The organism is Paenarthrobacter sp. RAF54_2 (assembly GCF_052113945.1).
GTDB lineage: Bacteria > Actinomycetota > Actinomycetes > Actinomycetales > Micrococcaceae > Arthrobacter.
The window spans coordinates 17,739-39,456 of the sequence record NZ_JBFRDV010000004.1 but is presented as its reverse complement, the minus strand read 5'-3'; the positions used below and the strand labels follow the sequence as shown (position 1 = coordinate 39,456).

Below are 21,718 nucleotides of genomic sequence, written 5' to 3'. Positions count from 1 at the left end.
AAGGTGGCTTCTACCGCTGGCCGGGCAGCCCACCCATCGGTGGGATGTAGCCCGGGCCGAAACCCTCGTCGTCCTTCCGTTCCGCGGCACTGCGTGTATCGCTGTCCGCTGTCTCGTCGGAATCGCCGTCCAGATCTGCCAGGCCGTTGGTCTGATCGAAGGCGTGCGTAATGGGGTCTACGATCGGGACGTCGCCGGGCTTATCAGTGCCGGCCTCGGTTGCGGCCGCTGTTGTGGCCCCGGTTGCTGCGGTGGTGCTGGCCGCTGTGCCGGTTGTCGTAGTGTCCGTCGTCCCCGTGGTGCCCATATCAGCATCCCGTTGGGGTGTCTTCTTCTCGATGTACTCCTTGAACTTCTTCAAGTCCGACTCCGCCTGCCTTTCAACCACATGCAGTTTGTCGCCGAGGAATTCAAGGACGCCGTGAGGCTCGTATTCGAGTGACAGATGCAAGGACGTCTGGCTCGGGCCAGCTTCCTTGAAGTCCACCCACCCGGCATTCTTGGCACCTTCCACCGCGGCCCATGCCACGGCCCGGTCCATGTCCTGCTGAACGATCTTCGCTTCCCAGCGGCGATGGACGCCAGCGATTTCGGCCACCCATTCCAGACGGTCATCGCTCAGCCGCGTCACGCGTTCCACTCCGCCCATGAAACGGGGGAATTCCTCGAACCGCGTCCACTGTCTGTAGGCCGTACTTACCGGAACGTTGACCATGATGGTTTTGTCGACTTTCGTGGTCATAATGTCCTCCTCCTCTGACTCGCTACCATATTTGTCAGCATACTTACAATATCGAGCTTTGAGCGGAGTAACCAGAGGTTCCCGATACCTGCTGGAAGTGGTGGCGTCAGGAGCCAGCGGGACTTACGACGCCGGGCCCTCCTCCCCGTGCAGCGCACCTCCGACGAGGGCCAGGTTTTGGATGACGGCCAGGCCGAACTGGGCGGTGTCGTTGGTGGAAACAGTGGGGGCTTCGTCGACTGGTTGAAGGACATGTGGCGGCAGGATCTTCTTCAAGGTGAAGGCCTCGGCATGGTTCAGGTTCTCCCCGCCCTGGGCAAAGCTCTCCCATGCCAGCTCCGCCAAATCAGGAGACCCGAGTCGAGCCGCGGCGTAGGCAGTGAGTCGGCTGTGCGCCTGAGTCAGGTAGATGCCTGCAAGGGGCTGCCCCACTTCGGCGGCTTGCTCCTCCGGCGAAGCCAGGAACAGCCTGCAGTATTGCAGCCACGCCTTCTCAAAGGACGCGTCCGGCACCAGGCTGATCAGTTCGCTGCAGATTTCCACCAAACCGAACACGGCACTCAGGTGCGAAACGCTGATGGCTTCCCTGCCGGCGTCGAACCTTCCCTGGTCGAGGTCGTAGAGCGCCTCGCCCGTGAGGAAGCCGTACTTCAGGGCGCCGATATCGGCCATGGTTCCCAGGAGGCGGTCGCGTGAGCGGGGGTTTCCGGTGCGTTCCCAATCCGTGAGCCAGGTGGCTGCGAGCGAGCTCCAGTCTGTACCCAGCCCGACGCCCAAGGCCCCACGGTCCGGGCGGTAGGTATCGGCGTCGGGACGGACTTTGCGGACGGGGTCCAGGCCCAGGAAGTTCTGGTCGCTGTCCACGAGTTCGGTGAGGAGATCGCCGGTGCGCTCATCCGCGGTCAGGTAATAGTAGAAGCGTCGGTAGGCCGGGGTGCTGATTCGAAGCTGCTTGGCGCTGCAACCCCAGTGCTGCACGTTGTGCCGCGAGCCCAGGCCGCGCCATGGGCCAAGGTGGTACACATCCACTTCACCGGTGTGGCGGGTCATGGCCTCGGCGAAGCGGAAGACGTCGGCGCGACCCGACCGGAGGTACGTGTACCAAAGCCAGAGGTCGGGCGAGAGTTCCGAGTTGTCCCAGGCGTAACCGCCGACGTCGTACCGCCAGACATGCCGATCGGAGTCGTAGGTGTGCATGACGTCGCCGTAGTTCCAGAACCCGTACCAGTGGCGCTGTTCCGTTTGGCCCTGGTAGAAGTCGAACAGGAAGTCCAACTTGTCTTCCAGCTCTGCCCGGGCCGGGGTGCTGCGGTCCACGGGGGACCAGTCGCCGAAGACGCCGGCGGCGTGCAGGTACTGGGGGGACGGCTGCAGAAGCGGGGGAGTGGACGCCGACAGGGCATCGGCGGCGAGGCTTTCCGTGGAGGGCGTGGCTTGGTAGGCGAACAGGGTCAGCTCGTGGGTGCGGGCGATTCCGGTGGGATTGCCGAAGCCGGGCTCGTAATCCTCGTACGTGATCTCCAAGCCCTCGAGTTGTTCCTCAAAGGTGTCCTGGCCGAGGCCATCGTGGTAGAAGCGGAGGTCCATGGGCTGGGCTTCAGGGGAGTAGAGCCAAGCCGTCATCGTGGCCTCGGACGTTGCGGCGCCGCGGATGTCCAGCTGGCCAGGATGCGACTGCCAGAAATCCCTGACGCCAATCCCGAATCCACCCCTCAGGTCACTGAGCGAACAGAAACCGGACGAGCGCGTGCCGCCGGAAATGCCCACCCAGCCGCGGCCGGGAGCGGTACGTTTCCGCAGCTCAAAGCCGTCGGCGCTCAACTGAGTCAGCGTGTAGTCGTTCCACGACGGGATGAGATGCAGCCGTTCGGAAACCAGCGGGCTCCATTCGCTGAGCGGCGGCGTGGGTTCTCCGGCAATTTGGGCTTGGCGTATGGGCTCGCCCGGATCCCGTCGCAGGCCCGTCAACCCGCGGACCGCTTCAACGAGGAATCCGCCGTCCGCGCCGGCGATCCGGACGTGACGATCGTGCATTTCGCTTTCGAGCGGGACGCTGAACTGGACGCCCAGCCCGGCGAGGAAGTCCTTGTCAGCCTCGCCGTCCCAAATGAACGAATGCATCATCCGGATGCTCCGCGCGCCGGCATAGAAGTAGAAGCGGACGGTGAACGGAAGCCATTCCCTTTCGCTCCGGTCCGCCCGATGACGGCCTTCCAGGCGCACGACTGCCCGAACAGGCCCGCGCTGTTCCACTGTCAGGGAAGTGACCTGGCCAGTGAAACCTTCGCGCGTTGTGCTGCCAGCTCCCTCGCCCAGCCCGGTCTGGAGAAGACTTACGAGCCTGCCGTCCTTCGCCACCACGGAACCTTCGCGTGTCAGCGTGCTGAACAGCGTGGGGCCTGATCGGGGGAGCACCATTTCCAAGGTCCCGGTGGAGACTGTTACGGCCTCGTCAGTTTCAGTGACCGTCACCTCAGGTGAGTGTTCGACGGCGGCTGCCCGGCCGCCGTCGTGCTCTTCCGGTGGATGCACGGTGCCGTTGTCGGTGGTGACTCTGTAGGCGGCCGACGGCTTATCGCTTGCGCCGACCGCTACGCCCGCCCACTTGAGCGAGCCGTCCGGCCAAGTGGCGAGCGGCCAGGTTTGGGCGTTGACGGCCTCGCCGGTGGCATCGAAAACGGCCAGCTCTTCCGGACCCCGCACGGTACCCCGCGGAAAGGGCATCCCCCACGTTGTCCCACTGCTAAGTCCCGCGGGCGGTTCGTCGTCGAGCCACGTGATCTGGGCGTGCTGAGTCATGTTCGATTCCACCTAAGGTTTCGGAAAGCGCTTTCTTTGGTACGTTTCAAAAACTTACCTCCGGGTGTCGTGAGCCGCAAGGGGTGACCGGGCTTTGGTCTCGCGACGTCACTGCCCGGGCGCCACCCAGAAAGCACCTCGACACCGGGACCCACGTGGCGGGGGATGCATTCGAGGGTCGCCCATCAATTCCCGCGGCGCGTGGGTGCTTGAGCCGGAATCCGGCTGTTCTGACCCCAAAGAAAAAACCGGCGACGGCGGGAGTGTCGCGCCGTCGTCGGCGTATCGTTTAAATCCCGGCCGCCTCTTGAAACGGACTTGTGTCATGGCGCGATTGATCATCATGGGCCCTCCAGGTTCCGGCAAAGGCACGCAGGCGGAAGTGATCGCGCGGCATTTCTCGATCCCCGCCATCTCTACGGGAGACCTTTTCCGCGCACATGTTCGGGACAAGACCGAACTTGGCACAGAAGCCGGCGAGTACATGGACCGGGGTGAGTTTGTTCCGGACCACGTCACCACGGCTATGCTTCGTCAGCGACTGGAGGACACCGATACAGGTAACGGGTTCCTACTGGACGGCTACCCGCGGACTGTCATCCAAATTGGCGCCCTGGATGAGATTCTGGCCGCAAAACAACAGACGCTTGAAGTGGTTCTTGTACTGACAGTGGAGGATGCCGAGCTCGTTGCCCGCATGCTTCAACGGGCTCAGGAACAGGGCCGCAGCGACGATACCGAACCCGTGATTCAGCGCCGGCTGGAGCTTTACCGGGATGAGACCCAGCCTGTGGTGACTGCGTACACGCAACGCGGAATCCTGTTGATGGTGGACGGCTCCGGCGATCGGGAATCGATTACGGCTGCTGCGATCGCTGCGGTGGAAGCGGCGCTGGCAGGACTTCGTCAGTGACGTGGTCAGCCGGAACGGTCGCCGATTAGAGGGCGAAGTGCTGCCGCTTAGACGGCCCCGTGGCCGGCAGCCACTTCCTCGCCGGCCCTGACCGGCCCTGGTGGAGTTCCGTCCCCGAACGGGCGCCCGCCAAGCGATTCCCTTCCGTGCGGGGTCAGCCAACCGGAGAGGTCCGGTCCCATGGGGACGATGCGTGTGGGATTAATGTCCTCGTGCACTATGTAGTAGTGCTGCTTGATCTGGACGAAGTCGATCGTGTCCCCGAAACCCGGCGTTTGGAACAGATCCCTGGCATACGCCCATAGCGTCGGCATTTCGCTGAGCTTGTTTCGATTGCATTTGAAATGCCCGTGGTAGACCGCATCAAAGCGAGCCAAGGTAGTGAACAGCCTGACATCCGCCTCGGTGATGGTGTCACCCACGAGGTATCTCTGGTTTGCCAGCCGTTCCTCGAGCCAGTCCAAGGCGCTCCACAGGCGGACATAGGCGGCTTCGTAAGCCTCCTGGGACCCTGCGAAGCCGCACTTATAGACCCCATTGTTGACCTCGGTGAAGACGCGCTTGTTGACCGTGTCGATTTCCTCGCGCAGGTGCTCCGGATAGAGCTGTGGTGCGCCCGGACGGTGGAACTCTGCCCATTCTGTGGAGAAGTCGAGCGTGATCTGGGGGTAGTTGTTGGTCACGACGGCCCCGCTGGGGATGTCCACGATTGCCGGAACCGTGATGCCGCGGGGATAGTCCGGAAAGCGGCGGAAGTACGCCTCCTGTAGCCGCTCGATTCCCAGTACTGGATCTTTTCCGTCAGCATCCAAATCAAAGGTCCAGGACCTGGCGTCGTGGGTAGGGCCCGGCTGTCCGAGGCTGATGACGTGCTCCAGGCCCAGAAGCCTGCGGACGATGACCGAACGGTTGGCCCACGGACAGGCCCGGGCTGCTATCAGTCTGTACCTACCTGGCTCTACCGGCCAGCCGGGTTCATCGTTCGGGCCGGGAGTGCCCTCGCGGGTGATCCGGTCCTCGATGTAGTTGGTATCCCGATTGAACTCGCTGCCGGTGACGTAGGAGCCTCGTGTGCTGTGTTCGTCCATTGTGCGGGTTTCTTCATCCATTGCTTCAGACTATGTCCACGCACATGGAGTCCTCAACGATCCCACTCCCTGCAGAAGTTCCCATTGGTCGCCACATGACGCTGCCTGTTCACAGGTTTTGTCACAAGAATCACATCATCTTGTCATTGCACGTGACAACATTCCTACGCTGGAGAAGCCAGTGTTCCCGAGCCTTAGGAAATTCCAGTGCCGCAAACAAACGACTCCGCTTCCATCTCCACCGACTCCCACAGCCCGCCCGGAAGCCGGGCCAAAGCACCCAAGCCGAGCTTCCTCAGCAACCTTGGAGCCGACCTCCCCGCATCCCTCGTCGTCTTCCTTGTTGCCCTTCCGCTCTCGCTCGGTATCGCCGCCGCCTCCGGAGCACCCGTCATGGCCGGGCTTATTGCGGCAGCCATCGGAGGAATCGTCGCTGGCAGCCTCGGCGGCTCCCCATTGCAGGTGAGCGGCCCCGCCGCTGGACTGACCGTCGTCGTCGCCGGGTTGGTTGACGAGTTCGGTTGGCAGGTGACGTGCGCCATTACCGCAGCCGCCGGCGTCGTGCAGCTGTTGCTGGGTATCAGCCGCGTAGGCCGGGCCGCGCTGGCAGTTTCGCCCGTAGTGGTCAAGGCGATGCTGGCTGGCATCGGCATCACGATCATCCTGCAGCAGTTGCATGTGCTGCTCGGTGGGAAGGCGGCCGGGTCCGCCGTCGAAAATCTGACCGCACTTCCAGCGGCCATCACCAATGTCGAGCTGCACTCCGCCCTTCTCGGCCTGGCAGTTGTTGCCATCCTCCTTGCCTGGAAATATCTGCCCACTGCAGTGCAGAAGATTCCCGGCCCGCTGGCGGCGGTGGTCGCTGTCACCGCTTTGTCTGCAGCTGTTGCGCCCAGCGTCGAGCGCATCAGCTTCAGCGGTTCGCTGTTCGACGCCGTGGCCCTGCCCAGCTTGCCCGACGGCAACTGGCGCGCCGCAGCCATGGCAGTCATCACGGTAGCCCTGATCGCGAGCATCGAATCGCTGCTGTCCGCCGTTGCCGTCGACAAGATGCATGCGGGCACGCGCACCAACCTCAATCGGGAACTCGTCGGACAAGGCTCCGCCAACATGGTCTCGGGAATGCTCGGAGGCCTCCCGGTGACAGGCGTGATCGTCCGCAGCGCCACCAACGTTGAGGCCGGCGCCGCGAGCCGGACGTCCGCCATCCTGCACGGTGTGTGGGTCCTGGTGTTCTCGGCACTGTTTGCCGGTCTCATCCAGCTGATTCCCTTGTCAGTTCTTGCGGGCTTGTTGCTCGTCATCGGCGCCAAGCTCATCAAGGTCGCCGACATCAAAACGAGCCTCCGCACCGGCGACCTCCTGGTCTACGTGGTCACGCTCGCGTGCGTTGTTGTGCTGAACCTGCTCGAAGGCGTCATTATCGGTCTCGCCCTCGCGGCCCTCTGCGTGTTGTGGCGGGTACTCCGTGCCCAGATCCACGCCCATGCCCCGGCCGGGGAGCAGCTGCCGTGGCGCGTCACGATCGCCGGCTCCTGCAGCTTCTTCGCCTTGCCCCGACTGAACCGCGTCCTGCACTCCGTTCCCGAGGGCCAGGACGTAGTGGTTGAACTCAACGCCGATTACCTGGATCACGCGTTCCGCGAGGCGCTGGTTGCCTGGCAGACGCAACACCGCTCCAGCGGCGCCTCGGTGGTGCTGGAGGAACACGGAACCACCGCATTCACCGACGCCGCGGACAACACTCCACAGCGTCAGGATCCACGTGAATTCCCGCTGCCACCCAGGACTTCCTGGCAGTCGTCGCCCGTGGGTGATGCCCACCAGGAAGCGCACGACGACGGCGGGCAGCTTCCGCTGCGGTCGATCCTCCTTGGCATCGACAAATACCATCGGCGGTACGCAGACAAGGTTCGCCCACTGGTACAGGAACTGACCGAGGGGCAGAACCCGGACACACTGTTTGTTGCCTGCGTCGACTCCCGGGTCAATCCGAACCTCATCACCAGCAGCGGCCCCGGAGACCTTCTGACACTGCGGAATATTGGCAACGTAGTGTGCCCTGACGGACGGGATGCCTCGATCGACTCAGCACTGGCATTCGCGGTGAAGGGCTTGTCCGTGGACTCGATCGTGATCTGCGGCCACTCCAACTGTGGCGCGATGAAGGCCGTTATTGCYGACGCCGAGGGTGCGTTCGCAGCCTTGGGCGCGGGCTTCGATACGTGGTTGGAGCACGCCCGGCCGAGCTACACCGCGCTGTTGGATGGCCATCCTGTCGCCCTCGCTGCCGAAGCTGAAGGTTACAGCCGCCTCGACCAGCTAAGCATGGTGAACGTCGCCGTCCAGCTCCAGAAACTCGAAGAGCATCCGGTCACCGGGCCGGCCTTGGCATCCGGGCAAGTGCAAGCCACAGGCTTGTTCTACGACATCTGCACGGCCAGGGTGGTCCTTGTTACTCCTGAGGGCATCGAGCAACTGGATCCGAGCATGGCCGTTCACTAGCCTGCCAGCTAGCCTGCGTTGCTCCATCACCTGCTTTGAGCTGACAGTGGCCCCGACACGCCGCTAATCCCGGCGTGTCGGGGCCGCCCGGCGATCAAAGGGGGTGATGAAGCAACAGGGCTGCGGCGCTGGTGGAACGAGGGAGCCTCCTGAACCAGCGAGCCTAGCGGTCCGTGAGCAGCAGGACGTTCCCGTCGGGGTCCCGGACTGTGAAGAACAGGCAGGTGTCCGGATCGCCCTCCACCACTGACACGCCGTGTCCATTCCTGAGCAAGCGATCCCGCATGCCCGTGAGGTCCTCCACCAGGAAACCGCAGGTCGCCCATGCCAGCCCGGGCTCAGCCGCGATCCCACTGAGCGGACCCATCAGCGTAACTGTGGCACCGCCGTCGCCCGTTAGAACTGCCGTCCACTCCGAAACGGTGACAGTCCGAAGCATCAGGTGCTCCGAATACCACTTGGCTGCCTGGCCCGGATCCGAGACCGGAATGAATGCATTGGAAACAGTAGTCACGCGCGGCCCTTCCTGTGGAGGTATTTGGATCGAGAGTAGCGCTTAGCCCTCCCCGCGGCCCAGCAAAGTGCGGAATACTGGAGCCGGAACCACGATTTCCGGCAGGAGAGGACTGCCGTGCGAGGAGGTGGCGAAACGTGAACGCCGAGAACAACGCCTTCAGACGGAAGCTCGAGCGGGGCGCGGAATTGCGGGCCGTCCGCTCATGGGGCGGTAATGCCGAGGAAGACGCAGAGCTCGAGGCGGCCGAGGCGGAAGAGCGGGAGAAACGCCGGAAGGTGGACGACGCCGCGCGGGTGGAATATTTGATCCGGGACGCCATGAACCAGGGCAAGTTCGACAACCTCAAATACGCTGGCAAGCCGATCCCGGGTCTGGGCGAGCACTATGATCCGGACTGGTGGGTCAAAGGTCTGATCCAGCGTGAGCGACTCAGCGGGATCGGGCCGCCAGCAATTCTGCTACGGATCGAGGACGCGGAACTCGACGCGAAGCTGGACCAGCAGTACACGGAGAAGCAGGTCCGCGACATCCTTGAGGACTTCAACAAGCGAGTGGTTGAGGCCCGTCGCCAACTCCAGGGTGGGCCGCCAGTGACCACCAAGCTGCGGGATGTTGACGCCGAGCTGGAACGATGGCGCGAGCGGCGGGCTGCGGCAGCTCCACCTGAGCCGGACCGGGAGGAACCAATCAAGCGAACGTGGTGGCAGCGGCTCTGGAACGGCTTCGGCTAACCCAACCAACTGTGAGACGGCACAAACAGCAGCCGACGGCGGGACCTGGGTTCCGCCGTCGGCTGCTGTTCTGAATGTGGGGCCGCTAGGCGAAGCTGTCTTCCTTTGCCTGCTCCGACTCTTTGCGTCCACCCTTGATCAGCGACGATAGGTGGGCCTGCTGCTGGCGGAAGTGTCCATGGGCTGTGAGGCCGAACTCGTAGGCCGATTCTGCGTGCTGGGTGAGGTCCACTCCTGCAACTTCGTGTTCGTGGGCCACGCGGAAGCCGATGGTCTTGTGAATAGCACGGCCGATCAGCAGGGTGCCCAGGCCGGAGAGGGCGATGGTGAGCAGCACGGCAACGGTCTGCGCCACGAGTTGCTGCACTCCGCCGCCGTAAAGGAGGCCGCCGGCCACGCCTTCGGTGGGAAAGGCAACGAAGCCAAGAGAGAGCGTGCCGATCACGCCAGCGCCAAAGTGCACGCCCACGACGTCAAGGGAATCGTCGAAACCGAACTTGTACTTCAGGTCCACAAACACGGCACAGGCGGCACCTGCAACGAGTCCCAGGCCAAGTGCCGCGAGCGGGGTGATGTTGGCGCAGGAAGGGGTGATGGCGACCAAGCCGGCAACAACGCCGGAGGCCGCGCCCAGTGATGTCGGGTGTCCGTGGCGGATCTTTTCCGTGACCAACCAGCTCAGCATCGCCGCGGCCGGAGCCACCAGCGTGTTGACCCAGATCAGGCCTGCCTGCTCAACAGTGGTTGCAGCACCGCCGTTGAAGCCAAACCAACCGAACCAGAGGATTGCTGCGCCGATCATGATGAACGGGACGTTGTGAGGGCGGTGGTTGGGGTCTTTGGCGAATCCGTGACGCTTTCCCACGATCAATGCGAGGACGAAAGCGGCGGTACCTGAACTGACCTCAACTACGGCACCGCCGGCGAAGTCGATCACCTGGCCGAAGATCTGCGTGACGGCTCCACCTGCGCTCATCAAGCCGCCGCCCCAGACCATGTAAGCCAGCGGGCAGTAGACCACGGTGACCCAGATCGGGACGAAGAGCGCCCATGCGCTGAACTTGGCGCGGTCGGCGATGGCGCCGCTGATGAGTGCCACGGTGATGATGGCGAAGGTAGCGGCGAAGACTGCCTTGAGGAGGTCGGGCGAACCTATGAGGTCCTGGAGGCCGAAGTGCGCGAACGGGTTGCCGAACAGTCCGAGGAAGCCGTCGCCGGTGGTCATCGAGTAACCCCACAAGACCCACACGACGCCCACAATGCCTGCAGAGATAAAGCTCATCATGATCATGTTGAGCGCTGCCTTGGCGCGTGTCATGCCGCCATAGAACAGGCCGAGGCCCGGAGTCATGAAAAGCACCATTGCCGATGACAACATCAGCCAGACGTGTTGCGCAGAGATCTCCACCTGCGTTCCCTTCTGATCAAGCCTGTCCGAAACGGGCCCGTTGATGCACGGCCCGCACTACCCCCCGATCAATATTCGGTGAGCTATGTTTCCGACTCGGAAGAGCTAAGTTGCAGGTAAGTTACAGAAACCCCACCTTCATGAAGATCACGTGACTGGCATGTTTCGGGGATGTTACCGGCGCTTCTCGCGGCGTCCTTTTTCGCTCGCCTTTGTTTCCTCTGGTCATTTTTCGCGCGGGCCTGCCGGGTATCCGCCGCGCTTGCTGGAAATCATGATCGCCAAGGCAATTGCCGTTGGCAGCGCCGCGGCGAGCGGCACCAATTGTGCCCCAACAGTGGTCAGCGCCAAAGCACCGTACCCGGCTCCCACGGCGATCCCCAGTTGGATTGTCACTACCGTGAGTCCATTGGCCGCATCCTTGTGCTCGCCGCCGGCCCGTAGGATCGCCGCCTGGTTGTAGATGCCGATCGCCCCGAAGGAAACGCCCCAAGCAACCATCAGCGCGAAAACCCACACCCACGTGCCGCCAAGAACCGGCAGCAGCGCGAAGGCAAGCAATAGAAGCCCGACGGCGGTAATCACCGAACGCCGGGGATGGGAATCGGCGGTCAGGCCAGCAATCCAGATCCCGACCAAGCCCGAGATCCCCACCACCGACAGGGAAATGCCAGTGAGGGCTTCGGGCAAGCCGGAGGCGAGCAGGAAAGGCGCGACATACGTAAAGAGAGTGAAGTGTGCCAGCAGCAAGAGTGGCCAAGCGGTGGCCACGGCGATCACGCCCGGTAGCTTGAGCGCTGCCCGGATCGACGGTGTCTTGTGGGTGCCGGGATCGTGCGCAGCAGGCAGGAGCCAGAACGCCAAGACTGCCAACAGGACACCAACCCCGGCCAGGACCACGAAGGAAACCCGCCATGTCATGAGCGTGCCCATGAGCGTGCCAATCGGAGCCCCGACAGCCAACGCGATGCTGGTACCACTGAAGACCACGGCCATGGACTTGCCCACAGAGTGGGCAGGAACGATGCGCGCCACATACGGTGCCATGCTCGACCACAACATGCCATGGGCAATTCCGCCCAGAAGCCTTGCGACGATGGCCACTTCAAGATTCGGGCTCAAGGCCAGCAGGACGTTGCTAAGTGCAAAGGCAAGCACTGTCCCCATCAACAGGGTCTTCCGTGGGAAACGCCCACCGAGGAGTCGGGACAGGGGAAGGGCCGTGAAAACGATGATGGCTGCATATGCTGCGGTCAGCGAACCTACAGCCGATTCCTCCACGCCCAGATCCCGGCTGATCTGCGGAAGCAGGCCGGACGGAAGCAACTCTGTGGTGACTGCGGTGAAACCGGCGGCTGCCAGCAGCAAAAGGCCACCCCAAGGGATCTTGGTGGCTGCCCGCGTTTTCGCTGGGGTTGGCTTGGTGTTTCCTTCATCTGGTGCTGCGTGTACCTGGGCTTCGACCGCCAAAGGGTCCTGCTTCAAAGATTGCTCCTCATGGATGAATCACGTTTGGGGGCATGGGTGAGTACTCACAACGCTACCCAGCCAACGCAGCGCGAGGGAGTCTCTGATAGAAACCCCTTCTTGGGGCGCAGAGCAGGCCCCGCAAGATCCCTAGCGAGCGTAGAGTTCCGTGAAATTCCTCAGGACGCGCATGGGTTCAATCACAGAAGCATGCTTGGCGGTTTCGATGAGCTCGTCGGCAGCATCCGGCGGAAAATAGCCCGCGTCCTTGTAGATGTTAATCCGGGTGATGAGGCCGTCGACATCCAATTCCGGATGGAACTGTGTGGCGTAGAGATTCTTCCTGATGCGGAACATGTGCACAGGGCAGGCTGCGGAACTCGCCAGCAACACGGCGTTTTCCGGCAGTTGGCTGCAGGCTTCCTTATGCCCAACGAACGCTTCGAAAGTGTGTGGCAGGCCTTTGAGCAGGGGGTCGCGCTCCCCGTCTGCGGTCAGTTTGATCTCCGTAGCCCCGACCGGTTCTCCATAGCGACGGTCAATGATGGCTCCTTGGTGAACCCCCAAGGTTCCAACGCCATAGCAGGCACCCAGGAAGGGGAAGTCCTCGGCCACGATGCGATCCAGGAGGGCTGAGAGTTCAGCTTCGACGCGAAGCTGTGCCTGACTCTTCTCCTCCAAAGGGTCGCTGGAGGTGTAAGGACTGCCGCCCACAATCACGCCTGAGTAATCGGCCAACTCAATGTCCGGCAGTGGTGCCGCCTCCAGCCGGACGCGGATCAATTCCTCAGTCCGGAGCCCGCAGTACCGGAGGTAGGCCTGGTACTCGTCATCCGCTGCTGCGTCTTCAGCGCGGGTGGCCAACAAAAGGAAGGGCTTCACAGGCCCAGTCTGCGGGAGGAATGGCTGCCTTTCAAAGTCTTACTGCCGGCTAGGCTGCCGGGAATACCACGCAGACCGGTCCCCGCAGCGCACACCCACTCAGCGAGGTGCTGCGGGTGACGTGCTCGGTCCAGGCGACGGCGGGGGAGGCGGCGGGTTGAAGGCACCGCTCGGGTAGAGGGCGGTGGCCTGCATCATGTAATTGGCCCATTGCGGCCCGGCAATCATGTAGCCGTCCAGTGACTTGTAGAACTTGCCGTTGATGGTGACGTTTTGTCCTGCCCGCTGTTGTCCCGCCGTCGTGTCCCCAAAGAAGGAGGCTGTGGCGAGCCGGGTAGTGTATCCGGCCACCCAGGTTGCGCCGTTGTTGTTCGAGGTGCCTGTCTTGGCCGCAACGGGGACCTGGTTCTGGACCTTGGGTTCGATGTAGACGCCGGATCCGAGCTTGAGCACGTCCTGCAGCACCGATGTGACTCCCCGGGCCACGGCCGGTTTCACGGTCTCTTTGCATTCAGGTGTTTGGGCCGGGTACTTCCTGCCTTGTGAGTCGCTGATATCGGTGATGGCGATGGGCTTGCAATAGGTGCCATCGTTGGCGAATGTTGCGAAGGCGCTCGCCAGGATGACGGGAGCGACGCCGATGGAGCCAAGGAGGTTGCCGATCTGGTGCATGTTGATCTGGGCGTTGTCCAGGCCGCTGTGCAGGCCAACCGCGTCCACCATTTTCTGGATGCCGCAGAAATCCAACTGCGCTGCAGTAGCGAATGTGGCGGTGTTGATCGAGTTGTAGAGGCCGTAGTTGATGGGCATGGGGCGGTAGTAGCCCTCGTCGTTGTTCTGCAGGTCATCATCCGCACCCAGGTTTTGCGCCTTCTGCGCGGTGCTGTAGCCACCCAGCACTTTGCCGCAGCTGGATCGCCAGGGGAAGCCAACCGGGTAGACCCGCCGGGAAGCATCCACCACGGCAGTGGGCGACTTGCCCTCGTTGAGCCACTCCGCGAAGATGAAGGGCTTCATGGTGGAACCGGGCTGGAATCCGCCTGCACCATTGAGGTCGTTGCCGTTTTCGTCCTTGGCATCCACGCTGAAGTTCAGCTGGGTATCGAACTTCCCGTCCTGCGGAACGAACACCGTGTTTTGGGCCATGGACAGGATCTTGCCTGTGCCTGGCTGCACGGTGGTCATGGCAGCGCCCCATTTGTCCGGGTTTGCGCCGGCTGACGCATCCACTTGTACTTGGGCCGCTGCCTGCAACCGGCTGTCCAGCGTGGTGGTGATGGTGAGCCCGCCCCGGTAGAGGAGCCGTTCGCGGTCCTCGATGGTTGCTCCGTAGGCCTCGTTGTTCATGATCAGGTGGGACACGTAGTCGCAGAAGTAGATGGCGATGGAGGCCCCGGCGCAGCCCTGATGGGACGGGGTGATTTTCAGCTCCACGGGGGCGGCAACTGCCGCATCATGGTCTGCTTGAGTGATCTTTCCCTGCTCGAGCATCCTGTCCAGCACAATGTTTCGCCGGCTGAACGCTGCTTCCGGCGCGGTTGTTGGGTCATAGACGCTCGGCCCGTTCACCAGCCCGGCCAACAGCGCGGCCTGTGGCAAAGTGAGATCCTTGGCTGAGGTGCTGAAGAAGTACCGCGAAGCGGCTTCGATGCCATACGCGTTCCGGTTAAAGAACACGATGTTCAGGTACCCCTCAAGGATTTGGTCTTTGCTGAAGCGTTTCTCAAGCTCCAGGGCCAGCTTGATCTCCCTGAGCTTGTCACCGATGCTCTTGTCCCCACTGAGCACCACATCCTCGGGCCGGCCCTTCGAGAGGCGGGACTCGTTCAGCACGTTGGTGACGTATTGCTGGGTCAGGGTCGACGCGCCCTGTCGGGTCCCCTTGGTCACGTTGGATGTCAGCGCACGGATGATGCCCTGCGTATCTACTCCGGGATGCTCATAAAAGCGACTGTCTTCGATTGCCACGATCGCTTGCCGAATGAAGGGTGACATCTGGTCCAGGGGTACCTTGACCCTGTTCTCTGCATAGAACGTGGCGATGTGCTGGCCGTCAGCAGTGACTACATTGCTGGAAAGGGATGGCGAATCAACGTCGAGTTGGCTGGGCAGGCTTTCGTAAAAGCCGATGGAACCGCCCATAGTAGTGCTGGTGAACTGAACCACCGGCACCATGAAGCCGCAGATCAGCACCCCGCAGAGGGCGCTCACGAAAAAAAACCCGAAGATCCTCAGAAGGACCTTGCCAAGACCTAACCGGGGACCCTTGTTCCGCGCCATTTCGTGCCATTCCGTCGAGATGTCAGGCTGAAAAGTAGCTACAGAATACGTCCGGGGACGCCGCCAATCCATGGTTTGGGAGCCCAAATAGGTCGCAAATTGGACTCAATCCAGTGGCAGTGTGACCCTCACACTGGTGCCCCGCCCAGCCCCGGAGTCGATCTCAACGGACCCTCCGGCGTCGTGCACTGCAATGGACATCAGCAGTAGGCCGAAGCCGTGGCGGCGGCCGCTGGGGGCGGCGTGGATTTCGAAACCTTTGCCGTTGTCCATAATCGTCATTTGGATTCCGTGGTAGACGGCATTGAGACGGATGGTCAGTTCGCTGGCGTCGGCGTAGTTCAGGGTGTTGCTGAAGGTCTCCTGGGCTACGTGGTACAGCAGGGCGGCGGATGCGGACGAGATCTCGATGCCGTGGTGGGGTGTGTGCCAGTGGACGGTCACGCCGGAGCGTCGAAGCGGCGCAGCAAGCCTGTCGATGCATCCTGCGACACCCAGTGCGTGGAAATCCACGGGGTGTTGGTCCTGGATGATGCCTTTGATGGCGATCACCTCTGTTAGCGCTGCTGCCTGTTCCATTGGGTCCCCCACATCATTGTGATTCTCGTTGGTTATTCGTCGCCGAAACCTTGATGGATTGATGTAATGAGGCTTCGTCTGCTTCCAGCGTGGCGCGGCAAAATCAAGGACTCTGTTTGTTTGGCTCAATTTCCCATCAAGTTTGCGGGTCGGCCTTGCGGAGGCGGCCCACCTCATGCGGGGGCGGCCCAACTAGTACGCATTTGATGCCGTTTTGGACGCTCAGAACGCATCAATTGCTACTTAGATGGGCACGACGGCGGCAACGTAGTAGGCCATCGGGACCTGCTGAGCAGTGCTAGGGGTCTTCAGTGGCGGAGATCTGCTTCCAATGCTGCTTCTTCGATGCGGAACCTGTGTGCTGCCCATTCTTCGGAGTTGCGGCCAGGCATGTTGGGATCCCCAGGCCTTTGGCCAGCGGATCCGTCGATCAGTTCGCGGATGATGTCAGCGTGCCCGGCGTGCCGTGCGGTTTCCACACACATGTGGACGAGGATCTGATGGAGCGTCACATTCCGCTTCTCTTCGGACCACCAAGGCACAACGCCGGGAGCATCCAACGGGAGGGCCTGGATGGTGGCATCACTGTGCGCTGCCGAGAAGTGGTGCAGTTCCAGGATTTCCGCGCGGGTCTCCGAGGCCGGGACCCACATATCGGAATCCGGTTCTGCGTCTTGCTCCAGCCACGGCAATTCGCGCCCACTCGGACGCCCGAAAGTCTCCCCGAAGTACCCCAACTCCACGCTCGCCACGTGTTTCACGAGCCCCAGGAGATTGGTACCCGTCGGTGTCAGGGGCCTTCGGGCCTCGTATTCACCCAAGCCATCAAGCTTCCCGAGCAGGTCCGCCCGGCGAAGGCGCAAATAACCGAGCAATGTCGCTTTCTCGTCCATGGCTTGCACTCTACCCAAGGGCCCCGACAGAACTGGCAGCGCCCAAGTAAGTCGCAGTAGTGGTTGTTTTCAGCCCTCAAAACCACCACTACTGCCAGTCAGTTGGGGCTCGACGGCGGCGCTACCGCGGACTTTTGTCGATAACGCAGAAGCGGTTGCCGTCAGGGTCGGCGAGGACCACGAAATCCGGATTCTCCGGATACGAGTCCCAGTCAACGCGTTGAGCGCCCAGGGAGATCAGCCGCTCCACTTCGGCAGCTTGGTCATCCGCATAGAGGTCCAGATGGGTACGTGGATGCTCCTGGACAGGCGTTTCGCTCAGCATCAACGCGAGTTGGGGGCCTGGACCGGCGGACGGAACGAGGATCACCCAGGTGTCATCGCCGGGCTCACGTGGAACATAGCCGAGCGCGGCGTGCCAGAACGCAGTGGCCCGGGTGATGTCATTGATGCCGAGGACGGTGCTGCCGATGGTCAACATGTGCCTAGCCTAGTCTGCGAGAGTCCACGCGTTCCTTGCCGGAGCCCGGATGCCGGTGTCACAGTGAACCATGGCAACCGAAGAGGACGTCAGGCGTATCTGCCTTGGCATGCCCGGCGTCACCGAGCGCCCAAGTTGGGGCCAGCCTGCCTGGTTTGGTAAGACCCTCATGGCCAGGATCTGGGAAGAGGGGGTTGTTACTGTCAAAACGGATGAGCGCGAAGCTCTGTCAGCAATGGAGCCGGATACCTATTTCTGGACCCCTCACCACGAACGGTCACCAAAGTTGCTGCTGGTCCGGCTGGAGAACATCGACGCAGAGGAGCTCGACGAGTTGCTGCAGGAGTCGTACAGGATCGCCGGCGCCCCCGCTCCAAACGCACCCAAGTAGGTCGCAGCAGAGCGCGTTTTTAGAGAGGGGCAAAACGCGCTCAACTGCGACTTACTTGGGTGCGTGAGCTCAGGCTAGACTCGCCCGCATGGGGGAGCACAGCAAACTTGGGGAACGCAACACACCGCAGCCTGCGCGCAGAGTCCTTGCCGCCGTCGTACCTGTGCTTGGCCTGGCCGCGGTGATCGTGGGGTGCGTCCTCGCATGGAATGGCCTCGAAGCGAACATTGGGTGGTTTCCACAGAGCCCGCGCCGAAACCGCCGGAAACGCACGAAATCGCCGGAAAGCTCCCAGCGAGCTGGCAGCTTTCCGGCGATCTCGACGCAGATCAGGTGAGCTTCACCTGCCGGTTCATGTCCTTGTACAGCAGGTAACGGAACTCGCCCGGACCGCCGGCGTAGCAGGCCTGCGGGCAGAACGCGCGTAGCCACATGAAGTCGCCGGCCTCCACCTCAACCCAGTCATTGTTGAGCAGGTACATGGCCTTGCCCTCCAGCACGTACAGCCCGTGCTCCATGACGTGGGTCTCCGGGAAGGGGATCACGCCGCCGGGTTGGAAGGTGACGATGTTGACCTGCATGTCGTGGGCGAGGTCGCTGGAATCCGTGAAGCGGGTGGTCTTCCAGACGTCGTTCGTGTCCGGCATGGAGGTGGGCTCCACGTCCTTCTCGTTGGTCACGAAGGACTTGGCCTCGAAGCCTTCAAGGCGTTCGTAGGCCTTACGGATCCAGTGGAAGGAGACGATGTCGTCCGAGACATTCTCCAGGCCCCACTCGGAACCGGCCGCGAGGTAGGCGTAGCCGCCCTCCTCGAGGTGGTGCAGTTCGCCGTCGAGGGTCAGGTTGGCCTGGCCCTTGGTGACAAAGATGACGCCTTCAACGCCGGACTCGAACTCGGCCTTGGGTGCCCCGCCGCCGGGGGCGATCTCAACGATCAACTGCGAGAACGTGGTGGCGAAGCCGGAGATCGGCCGCGCAATGATCCACGAACGAGTGTTGGAGAACCCCGGCAGGTTGCTGGTGACGATGTCAGTCATGACGCCCTTGGGGATCACCGTATAAGCCTCGGTGACGATCGCCCGTTCCGTGGTGAGGTGGGTCTGCGGCGGCAGGCCGCCCTGCGGGTAGTAGTACTTGCCCATGCGAAATGCTCCTATCAGTGGGAAGTCGGTTGCGCGAGCCGCGGGTGCGCCAGTGCGGTCAGCTGTGAAAGTTCGACGCCGGCAAGCGCCTTGACCTCGTCGGTCCCCACTGCGCCGCACTGGACGCCACGGAGGACGAAACCAGCGAGTGCGCGGGCGGTGGCGGGCTCATCCATGACGCCGCCTTCCGTGCGTTCCACGTAGTTCCGGAGGCGCAGTGCTGCGGCAGGCAGGCCTTCGCGGTAGAAAGCGTACGACGCCGAGAAACGGCTGGGCAGTTGGGCGGCGTGGAGGTCCCATCCTTGGTAGTAACCGTTCTCCAGGGAGCGACGGACCAGCCGGCCGTGAAGCTTCCAGGCGTCTTCAACGGCGTCGCCCACGGGAATGATGTTCGTGGAACCGTCAGAGAGACGGATGCCTGTGCCGGCGACGGCGAGCTGCATGACTTCCTTGGCGAAGTCAGCCACAGGGTGCTCCATGGACTGGTATTCCGCAGAGATTCCCAATGAGGCGCTGTAGTCATACGTCCCGTAGTGCAGAGCACTGATGCGGCCCGGAACAACATGGGGGAGCTGCGCCACAGGGGATGTTCCATCAGCACCCAGAATGAGCTGCGGCGTTTCCACCTGCACCTCGAACCGGAGCCTCCCCGCGGGAAGCCCGTGGACTTCCTCGAGGCGCGAGACCGCGAAGTCCATGGCCTGCACCTGGGCCACCGTGGTGACTTTCGGCAGGGTCAGGATCAGCCCTGCAGGCAGCTCGCCCGCTGCAGCAAGCGTGGACACAAACAAGTCCAGCGTCTTCAGTCCGCGGGCCCTCGTGGGGGCTTCGAAGCACTTGAAGCGGATGCCGATGAACGGCGGAGCAGTTTCGGCCGAAACTGCCTCTGCAACCTTCTTGGCGGCAGCAACGGCGTCGGCGTCTTCCGCCTCATCGCCACGGTCGCCATAGCCGTCTTCGAAGTCCAGGCGCAGGTCCTCGATCGGCTCGGAGGAGAGCTTGGCCGCCACACGCTCCGCAACAGCGGAAGCCAGCTGAGGCTCCTGGCCCAACAGCTGGCCGAGCTTTTCCAAGCCACCGTGAGCTTCCGCCGTCGCCAAGGCCTGGGCACCCCACTCTGCCGCAAGGGAAGGCGTAAAGCGGTCCGCCGGGATGTAGACAGTGTGGATGGGCTGGCGCGAGCCGTCGTCCCCGGGGTAGTTGCGGTCAAGCAACTGGTCCGTCGCGGCAAGCTGGGACTCGATGTGGGCCAGATCAGAGGAAGAGAATGAGCCCATCTCAGCCCACCAGCTCATACGCGGGCGTGGTGAGGAAGTCCGTGTAATCGTCGGACAGGCAGATGTCCTCGATCAGCTTGGACGCGGGCTCGTAGTACTTGGCGAAGTTCTCGTCGCCGAACTCGATCCGCAGGCGTTCGGTTTCCTCGCCCAGGATGCGGCTGACGAGTTCGCGTGTCACGGTATTGCCCGTGTCCGCGAGAACCGACTTGTTACGGATCTGCTGCCACACCTGCGAGCGGGAGATCTCCGCGGTCGCGGCATCTTCCATGAGGTTGTGAATGGCAACAGCGCCGCTGCCGGAGATCCAGACACCCGTGTAGGCGACGGCGACATAGAGGTTCAGCCGAAGGCCGGCTTCCGTGACGGTGCCGCCGGCAGAGGCGACGTCGATCAGCTGCTCAGGGGTGACGTTCACCTCGGGGCGCTGCTTGTCCAGTTGGTTCGGCTTTCCACCGTTGGCGGGGTCACCGAGGACCGAATCGAACACCTCGCGGCACGTGGAAACGAGGTCCGGGTGTGCAACCCAGGAGCCGTCGAAGCCATCATTTGCCTCACGCGTCTTGTCGGCACGGACCTTGTCGAAGGCTGCTGCGGTAACGTCGGGCTGCTTCCGGTTCGGGATGACGGCGGCCATGCCACCCATGGCGAAGGCGCCGCGCTTGTGGCAGGTCTTGACCAGGAGTTCGGTGTAGGCGCGCATGAAGGGAGCCGTCATGGCAACGGTCGCGCGGTCCGGCAGGACGAACTCTTCGCCGGCGTCACGGAAGTACTTGATGATGCTGAAGAGGTAGTCCCAACGTCCGGCGTTCAAACCTGAAGCATGATCGCGCAGCTCGTAGAGGATCTCGTCCATCTCGAACGCGGCGGGGATGGTCTCGATGAGCACCGTGGCGCGGATGCTGCCCTGCGGGATGCCGAGGAAGTCCTGGGCGAAGACGAAGATGTCGTTCCAGAGGCGGGCCTCCAGGTGGCTCTCCATCTTGGGCAGGTAGTAGTACGGACCGTGGCCGTTCAGGAGCAGCTGCTTGGCGATGTGGAAGAAGTGCAAACCAAAGTCCACCAGCGCGCCCACTGCAGGTTCGCCGTCGATCAGCAGGTGGTTCTCTTCCATGTGCCAACCGCGCGGACGGGCAACAACGACAGCCAACGGAGCGTCCGTGCGCAGACGGTATTCCTTGCCTTCCGGCGAGGTGTAGCTCAGGGTGCCCTGTGCTGCGTCGCGGAGGTTGAGGATGGCGTCGATGACGTTGGGCCAGGTGGGTGTGCTGGCATCTTCGAGGTCCGCGAGCCAGACCTTGGCGCCGGAGTTCAGCGCGTTGATGGCCATCTTGGCCGGGGTTGCGGGACCCGTCATCTCTACGCGGCGGTCCTGCAAAGCTGCCGGTGCCTCCGCGACCTTCCAGTCGCCGTCGCGGATTTCCTGGGTTTCCGGGAGGAAGTCCAGGCGGCTGGTGTCCGCAACCTTCTGGCGCTTGGCTTTGCGCGCCTCCAGCAGCTCGGCACGGGTGCCGGCGAAACGCTTGTGCAGTTCCTCGATGAAGCCCAGTGCCTTGGGCGTGAGGATCTCCTCGGCGCGGTCGATCGGCCGGGGATCAGTGACTGTAATAGCCATGGGGCGGT

19 protein-coding genes are annotated in these 21,718 nt (G+C 62.6%); 5 read left to right on the top strand and 14 right to left on the bottom strand.

Annotated features, from left to right (window positions below):
* Positions 1-10 precede the first annotated feature (10 nt).
* Positions 11-742 carry an SRPBCC family protein gene (locus AB4Y87_RS04245; RefSeq protein WP_442003193.1) on the bottom strand — a complete coding sequence of 244 codons (732 nt, stop codon included), beginning with the start codon at positions 740-742 and terminating at the stop codon, positions 11-13.
* A gap of 123 nt (positions 743-865) precedes the next feature.
* Complete coding sequence (locus AB4Y87_RS04240; RefSeq protein WP_442003192.1) at positions 866-3,541, bottom strand: exo-rhamnogalacturonan lyase family protein; 2,676 nt, start codon at positions 3,539-3,541, stop codon at positions 866-868.
* Positions 3,542-3,866: 325 nt separating this feature from the next.
* Between AB4Y87_RS04240 and AB4Y87_RS04235 the strand changes: the two genes are divergently transcribed.
* A complete protein-coding gene (locus tag AB4Y87_RS04235) occupies positions 3,867-4,454 on the top strand; it encodes an adenylate kinase (protein WP_442003191.1) in 588 nt (195 codons plus the stop codon).
* A 47-nt stretch (positions 4,455-4,501) separates the two neighbouring features.
* Here the strand turns inward: AB4Y87_RS04235 and AB4Y87_RS04230 are convergent, their stop codons facing one another.
* Positions 4,502-5,563: a glutathione S-transferase family protein gene (locus AB4Y87_RS04230; RefSeq protein WP_442003190.1), complete on the bottom strand. Its 1,062-nt coding sequence runs from the start codon at positions 5,561-5,563 to the stop codon at positions 4,502-4,504.
* A 186-nt stretch (positions 5,564-5,749) separates the two neighbouring features.
* Here AB4Y87_RS04230 and AB4Y87_RS04225 point away from each other — a divergent pair, with 186 nt between their 5' ends.
* A complete protein-coding gene (locus AB4Y87_RS04225) occupies positions 5,750-8,047 on the top strand; it encodes a SulP family inorganic anion transporter (RefSeq protein WP_442003189.1) in 2,298 nt (765 codons plus the stop codon).
* Between the two features lie 163 nt (positions 8,048-8,210).
* On the opposite strand, the gene AB4Y87_RS04220 is transcribed toward AB4Y87_RS04225, so the two are convergent.
* On the bottom strand, positions 8,211-8,561 hold the full coding sequence (locus AB4Y87_RS04220) for a VOC family protein (RefSeq protein ID WP_442003188.1): 351 nt from the start codon (positions 8,559-8,561) through the stop codon (positions 8,211-8,213).
* A gap of 137 nt (positions 8,562-8,698) precedes the next feature.
* On the opposite strand from AB4Y87_RS04220, the gene AB4Y87_RS04215 reads away from it, so the two are divergent.
* Entirely contained in the window at positions 8,699-9,295 is a 597-nt protein-coding gene (locus AB4Y87_RS04215) for a J-domain-containing protein (protein ID WP_442003187.1), read from the top strand.
* Between the two features lie 85 nt (positions 9,296-9,380).
* Here the strand turns inward: AB4Y87_RS04215 and AB4Y87_RS04210 are convergent, their stop codons facing one another.
* The 7 genes from AB4Y87_RS04210 to AB4Y87_RS04180 all read right to left on the bottom strand — a co-directional run bounded on the left by AB4Y87_RS04210 (position 9,381) and on the right by AB4Y87_RS04180 (position 17,285).
* Positions 9,381-10,703: an ammonium transporter gene (locus AB4Y87_RS04210; protein ID WP_442003186.1), complete on the bottom strand. Its 1,323-nt coding sequence runs from the start codon at positions 10,701-10,703 to the stop codon at positions 9,381-9,383.
* A 225-nt stretch (positions 10,704-10,928) separates the two neighbouring features.
* Complete coding sequence (locus AB4Y87_RS04205; RefSeq protein ID WP_442003403.1) at positions 10,929-12,089, bottom strand: MFS transporter; 1,161 nt, start codon at positions 12,087-12,089, stop codon at positions 10,929-10,931.
* Between the two features lie 231 nt (positions 12,090-12,320).
* Complete coding sequence (locus AB4Y87_RS04200; RefSeq protein WP_442003185.1) at positions 12,321-13,052, bottom strand: glutamine amidotransferase; 732 nt, start codon at positions 13,050-13,052, stop codon at positions 12,321-12,323.
* Between the two features lie 99 nt (positions 13,053-13,151).
* Positions 13,152-15,332, bottom strand: a complete 2,181-nt coding sequence (locus tag AB4Y87_RS04195; protein WP_442003184.1) for a transglycosylase domain-containing protein — start codon at positions 15,330-15,332, stop codon at positions 13,152-13,154.
* A 105-nt stretch (positions 15,333-15,437) separates the two neighbouring features.
* Positions 15,438-15,911: a sensor histidine kinase gene (locus tag AB4Y87_RS04190; protein ID WP_442003183.1), complete on the bottom strand. Its 474-nt coding sequence runs from the start codon at positions 15,909-15,911 to the stop codon at positions 15,438-15,440.
* 308 nt (positions 15,912-16,219) lie between these two features.
* A complete protein-coding gene (locus tag AB4Y87_RS04185) occupies positions 16,220-16,804 on the bottom strand; it encodes a DinB family protein (RefSeq protein ID WP_442003182.1) in 585 nt (194 codons plus the stop codon).
* Between the two features lie 121 nt (positions 16,805-16,925).
* Complete coding sequence (locus tag AB4Y87_RS04180; protein WP_442003181.1) at positions 16,926-17,285, bottom strand: VOC family protein; 360 nt, start codon at positions 17,283-17,285, stop codon at positions 16,926-16,928.
* A gap of 70 nt (positions 17,286-17,355) precedes the next feature.
* On the opposite strand from AB4Y87_RS04180, the gene AB4Y87_RS04175 reads away from it, so the two are divergent.
* Together AB4Y87_RS04175 and AB4Y87_RS04170 are read left to right on the top strand one after the other, a co-directional pair.
* Positions 17,356-17,676, top strand: coding sequence for an MmcQ/YjbR family DNA-binding protein (locus tag AB4Y87_RS04175; RefSeq protein ID WP_442003180.1), 321 nt, complete (start codon positions 17,356-17,358; stop codon positions 17,674-17,676).
* An 88-nt stretch (positions 17,677-17,764) separates the two neighbouring features.
* The gene (locus AB4Y87_RS04170) at positions 17,765-18,013 is read left to right on the top strand and encodes a hypothetical protein (RefSeq protein WP_442003179.1); all 249 of its coding nucleotides are present in this window, start codon (positions 17,765-17,767) and stop codon (positions 18,011-18,013) included.
* On the opposite strand, the gene AB4Y87_RS04165 is transcribed toward AB4Y87_RS04170, so the two are convergent.
* The 3 genes from AB4Y87_RS04165 to aceB are packed head-to-tail and all read right to left on the bottom strand — an operon-like array spanning position 18,006 to position 21,710.
* Positions 18,006-18,818 (bottom strand): bifunctional allantoicase/(S)-ureidoglycine aminohydrolase, encoded by an 813-nt coding sequence (locus tag AB4Y87_RS04165; RefSeq protein ID WP_442003178.1) that lies wholly within the window; start codon positions 18,816-18,818, stop codon positions 18,006-18,008. The two genes, AB4Y87_RS04170 and AB4Y87_RS04165, sit on opposite strands and share 8 nt — an antisense overlap.
* A gap of 14 nt (positions 18,819-18,832) precedes the next feature.
* Entirely contained in the window at positions 18,833-20,095 is a 1,263-nt protein-coding gene (locus AB4Y87_RS04160) for a DUF6986 family protein (protein ID WP_442003177.1), read from the bottom strand.
* A gap of 1 nt (position 20,096) precedes the next feature.
* Entirely contained in the window at positions 20,097-21,710 is a 1,614-nt protein-coding gene (gene aceB, locus AB4Y87_RS04155; RefSeq protein ID WP_442003176.1) for a malate synthase A, read from the bottom strand.
* Positions 21,711-21,718: the final 8 nt, after the last annotated feature.